The organism is Catenibacterium faecis (genome assembly GCF_014306455.1).
Lineage (GTDB): Bacteria > Bacillota_I > Bacilli_A > Erysipelotrichales > Coprobacillaceae > Catenibacterium > Catenibacterium mitsuoka_A.
Genome location: NZ_JACRWG010000093.1, coordinates 1 through 4,773, shown reverse-complemented (window position 1 = coordinate 4,773; position 4,773 = coordinate 1). Strand labels below are relative to the sequence as shown.

Here is a 4,773-nt window from a genome sequence, read left to right as displayed (position 1 = left end):
TCCTCCAATGGATCATCCATGGAAAAAAGCCAGTTTTGCGAATTATGCTGCAAAACAAAAGCACCGCTGTGGTGCTAATGTTTGATTATTTTTGAGACATTATCAATTTCGGTTGACACAGTGCACGCTTACAATTTGTAATATTATTTCATTGTCTTTATTGTCGTTATACACTTTATTAAAAACGGATTTATATTGATATATAGGGGGGGGATTTTTCTATATTTAATTTTAAAACATATCGTCACTATTCTTTTCTATTACCTTTCTAAATACCTCATTGAGTGGTTCCCATGATGTTTCTCCATCAATAAAAGAAGATACATCTCTTTCTTCTAAATTAGTGAATATAAACTCATCTAAAGAGGAAATATGATCTACATACTTCTTCTCATTACTATTTTTCTTGATCATTAATAGTTTATTCATATCTTCTCTTAATTCACTAGGCAGTTCACATTCTATCAGCCTCTCTATTTCTATTGGAGGCTGCTTTTTATTATGTACAATATATTGACTAGATAATATACAGCGAAGAATATAGAGATACTTCTTCACAGATACTTTTTCATTATTCATATATTTTAATGATGTTTTTGCCATTCTTTGATAATGACAATAGAGTTTCTTCTGTGAAAAATAGAGAGGAATCACTTCTCTAATATAAGAGGCTTCCTTTGTTTCTTTATACACAATAGGTGATGCAAACCACTCAAGTAATGATGGATTAGACTTATAAAGAAGTTTTAATGCCTTCTTAATATCCCAACCACTTATATCAAACACATCATCTATAGGTAACTGTATAACATCTGATTTTTCTTCCAAACATAGATACTCATTCTTATCTCTTACATAGATAAAACGCACATCATAATCACTATCAATTGATTCAAAGCCCCAGGCACGACTTCCTGACTCAACCGCATAAATGATTTTTACATCTTCTTTCTTTTCAATCTCATTAAGCTTATTTATTATTTCTTGTCTCATCTCCATGCTCCTTATAGTTATATACAGGCTTTAACACCTCTATTACATCTACTGTTTCTTTAATAACATCTAGTATATCTTCTACTGATTTATATGCCTGTGGTGCTTCATCCAATGTATCTAGAGAAATAGAAGTTGTATAGATTCCTTCCATAGACTTCTTATACTCCTTGATATCCAACATTTCTTTTGCCTGCTTGCGTGATAGTATTCTTCCTGCACCATGTGGTGCTGAATAGTTCCACTCCCTATTTCCTTTACCTATACCTATAATAGATCCATCTCTCATATTCATAGGAATAAGAACCTTTTCACCCTTTCTTGCACGTATAGCTCCTTTTCTTAGTATCATCTCATTGATATCTATGTAGTTATGAATGGTATGAAAAGAGTCTATTTCTGTAAGAGATGCCTTATCCATTATCATATTGGCTATTAATACTCTATTTCTCATTGCATACTTCTGACATATCTCTATATCATGAAGATAATCATTTAGTGCATCTCCATATAACCAGCACAAGTCTTCTGGAATATCTAAAACTCCATAACCTTCCTTAAGTTCGTCTAATGCGTGATTAATTTCTTTGGTTTTACCAAGTTCTTTATATTCTTTAATTATCTCCTGGCGTCTTAATGTATATTCATCCCATCCTCTATGTAGATTAATGGCACGTCTTTGATATATTTCTGCTACCTGTTTTCCAAGATTACGACTACCTGAATGAATAACCAAATAGTAATCACCACTCACAGACTGTTCAATTTCTATAAAATGATTTCCACCACCTAATGTGCCTAATGACTTTTCTAGATGAGATAATTTCTTAAGAGATGAATAACATTTTAGCTTTGTTAAATCAAATGATTCTATCGGAGTTTCCCATACATTCATTCCTGAAGGAATCCATGAACATACTTCATCAATCTTCTTAAAATCAATTTCTTTATTTAACAACTTCACTGTATACATCCCACAACCAATATCCACACCTACAATATTAGGACATACCTTATCCTTAATCGTCATTGTAGTACCAATCGTACAGCCTTTTCCTGCATGTACATCTGGCATTATACGAATCTGACTTCCTAATGTAAGATCATAATCACACATTCTTTTAATCTGTTCTAAAGCTTTTTCATCTATCTGTGATGCAAAACAAATCGCATTATTTTTCTTTCCTCTCATTTTGACCATCGTCCTCACCTCAGCAATATCATATACAAGATAAGAACTATTTTCGTGGATAAAAAGTTGCGAACTATGATAGAATTATATTCAAGGAGGGAAATCCCATGTTTGATCTAATGTTTACAATAGTTCCTGTATTAGTAATAGGAATGTTCATCTATGTTATAGTCAGTGGTATTGGTTCCTGGCATAAGAATAATAATTCACCACGCTTAAGTGTTCCAGTAAAGATAGTCACTAAACGTGCAGATACTATGTATACACACCAAGAGGATATGATGTCAACATCACATACAACCTACTACGTGACTTTTGAAGTAGAAAGTGGCGATAGAATAGAACTTGTAGTACCAAGTCGTGAATATGGATTCATGGTAGAAGGAGACCAAGGAAAACTTACTTTCCAGGGAACAAGATATATATCATTTGATAGAAATTACTAAAAGGGCGAATTATCGCCCTTTTTAAATGGAATATGCTTTTTGTTTCTTTAATCTTTGTCTTATGAGTTGTTTGAATTCTAAAGGTTCTATTACTTTAATCATAGGACCAAATGACAACAATCGAATCACCATCTCTGTTTCATCTGATTCATCATAGAATAGTTTCACAAAATAAGTATTTTCTTTTTTCTCTGTTTCTTTTTTAAAATGCGCAAAGTGAAGAAGAACTCTATCCAGTGTATTTCTTTCATCCTTTACTTCTATCAAGACATATTTTTCTACTCTTTGTTTATGTGTGTTAGAAACATTACGATGAGTTAAATGACATTCTTCTATTCTTGAAACATTAATCACTGTCCCATCATATGCAACCAAGCGGAACTTATCATCCTTCTCTGAATATTCTAATAGTTGTGGTAAAACATAACTGACTTTATTCTTATTTTTCCATGTAACAGATAAAACAGACTTCTCTTTAATAGCCTGCATAATTGTATGAAAGTTCTGCTGATAGTGTAAATCATCATAAGGATCACCATCGCTATATTGATCAAAAATATAAATATCATCAGGCGTAAAGAGTGGTTCTACATCATCTAGAAAAGCCCAGGAATAAGAAAATAATTGCATACGAGGATCTAATGAAATAGCCTTTAACCATCTCTTTTGAAGGAGTGTCAAAGGATAAGTAGAGACATCTATATTCTTTATAGGCCATCTTTCTAACGCTTCTTCCAACATCATGAAACTTTCTTTAAATGCATTCTCATTTATTATTTCATTCACATGAGTAAAAGAAGACTGTATGAGACAAGTCACTGTCTTATAGTAAAGACTGTATATTTCATGAAATATCATCTTCATCCCCCTCATAATAACGATACATTTCTTCTAAATCCTTCTTAAATTGATTTTCTATTTCTTTATTCGATATAGAAATAGATTGAATACGACATATAAATGTACGAATCCAGGGAATCATTTCCTTTACATCATACACTTCTGCATAGAAACGACTTGTATTCTCATTTAGTCTTTCTACATATCCACATCTCTTTTCACGTAATAATCGTCTATATATATGTTCTTCCCACGGTTCATGGTGTAGAGTAAATTCTACTGTTTCTAAAGAACCATTAGATAAACTTACACCCCATAGATGTTTCTTCATTTCTTCTAATTGTTTTCTATATAAATCAAAGTTTTTTTCTTCTTCTAAGCACTTAATAGAAATAATATGATCTAGACGAAATGAATACATCTTTTTACTTTGACATATATAAGCTATCAAATACTGCCTACCGTCCTGCACACTTACAAAGATACTAAGAGGGAGCACCTTTATTCTATTACGTGATGTTTTTAAAGAAACATATTTATGCTCATGTATCGCATTCAATAAATCATAAAGCACTTCACTCTCTAATACCTGAGTCAAATAATGGTGTTTAAATCCAAAAACAGATTCTTCTTTCTCCTGTTTATCAAGTATATAAGAACCAATCACACCACAAGGAGATACTTCACTAAAGAAATCAAGAATATCATGAGGAATGATATAATCTTCACTTAATTGATAAAAGTTCTTCTTTCCTTTTTTATTTGTGATAATAACTCCTTCTCTAACATATTCTTTTAGTTTCTTTCTAAGTGTTGATTCATCATAGAGATAAATATGATTTGTCTTCTCATCTATTTTATCCATGAGTTCACTCATGGATAAAGGTGTATGAAGTAAGTCTAATATAAGAAAGTGAAGAATGATATCATGATCAGTAAAACTTTTTGTTTTCCATACTCTATATAAGGGATTATGCTGCGTGATACGTGTATCAATAGATAGGTAAGGAACCTTACCACTTGGTGTTATATGATAGTCGATATAATCACTCATATAACTTTCTATACGTCTTTTTTCATTATCATAAGAACGTGAACTTTTAATTATATAGTCCTGTCGACTCTTGAATCCATTGATGTAGAATTCTCTAATATATCCACGTATTTTATTGAAGTTCTTAACTGTTAAACCGCAAACTCTACCCATAATATAAACTAATAAAACCGCAAATTAAATTAATAAACAGGTGGAAAATGTGCCTTTTATGACGGCATAATCTTCCACCTGTTTTTGTGATCTGA

At 31.7% G+C, this 4,773-nt stretch carries 5 protein-coding genes; 1 reads left to right on the top strand and 4 read right to left on the bottom strand.

What is annotated here, in order from left to right; genetic code table 11:
- Window positions 1-231 precede the first annotated feature (231 nt).
- Window positions 232-993 (bottom strand): nucleotidyltransferase domain-containing protein, encoded by a 762-nt coding sequence (locus H8909_RS12510; RefSeq protein WP_187013056.1) that lies wholly within the window; start codon window positions 991-993, stop codon window positions 232-234.
- Entirely contained in the window at window positions 971-2,194 is a 1,224-nt protein-coding gene (locus tag H8909_RS12505; protein WP_187013055.1) for an RtcB family protein, read from the bottom strand. Before H8909_RS12505 ends, H8909_RS12510 begins: the two co-directional genes overlap by 23 nt.
- Before the next feature lie 98 nt (window positions 2,195-2,292).
- On the opposite strand from H8909_RS12505, the gene H8909_RS12500 reads away from it, so the two are divergent.
- A complete protein-coding gene (locus tag H8909_RS12500) occupies window positions 2,293-2,631 on the top strand; it encodes a DUF2500 domain-containing protein (RefSeq protein WP_187013054.1) in 339 nt (112 codons plus the stop codon).
- A gap of 21 nt (window positions 2,632-2,652) precedes the next feature.
- Here H8909_RS12500 and H8909_RS12495 read toward each other — a convergent pair whose 3' ends face one another.
- Together H8909_RS12495 and H8909_RS12490 are read right to left on the bottom strand one after the other, a co-directional pair.
- The gene (locus H8909_RS12495) at window positions 2,653-3,489 is read right to left on the bottom strand and encodes a WYL domain-containing protein (RefSeq protein WP_187013053.1); all 837 of its coding nucleotides are present in this window, start codon (window positions 3,487-3,489) and stop codon (window positions 2,653-2,655) included.
- The gene (locus H8909_RS12490; protein ID WP_187013052.1) at window positions 3,476-4,678 is read right to left on the bottom strand and encodes a helix-turn-helix transcriptional regulator; all 1,203 of its coding nucleotides are present in this window, start codon (window positions 4,676-4,678) and stop codon (window positions 3,476-3,478) included. The genes H8909_RS12495 and H8909_RS12490 overlap by 14 nt, the downstream gene beginning before the upstream one ends.
- Between the last annotated feature and the right edge of the window lie 95 nt (window positions 4,679-4,773).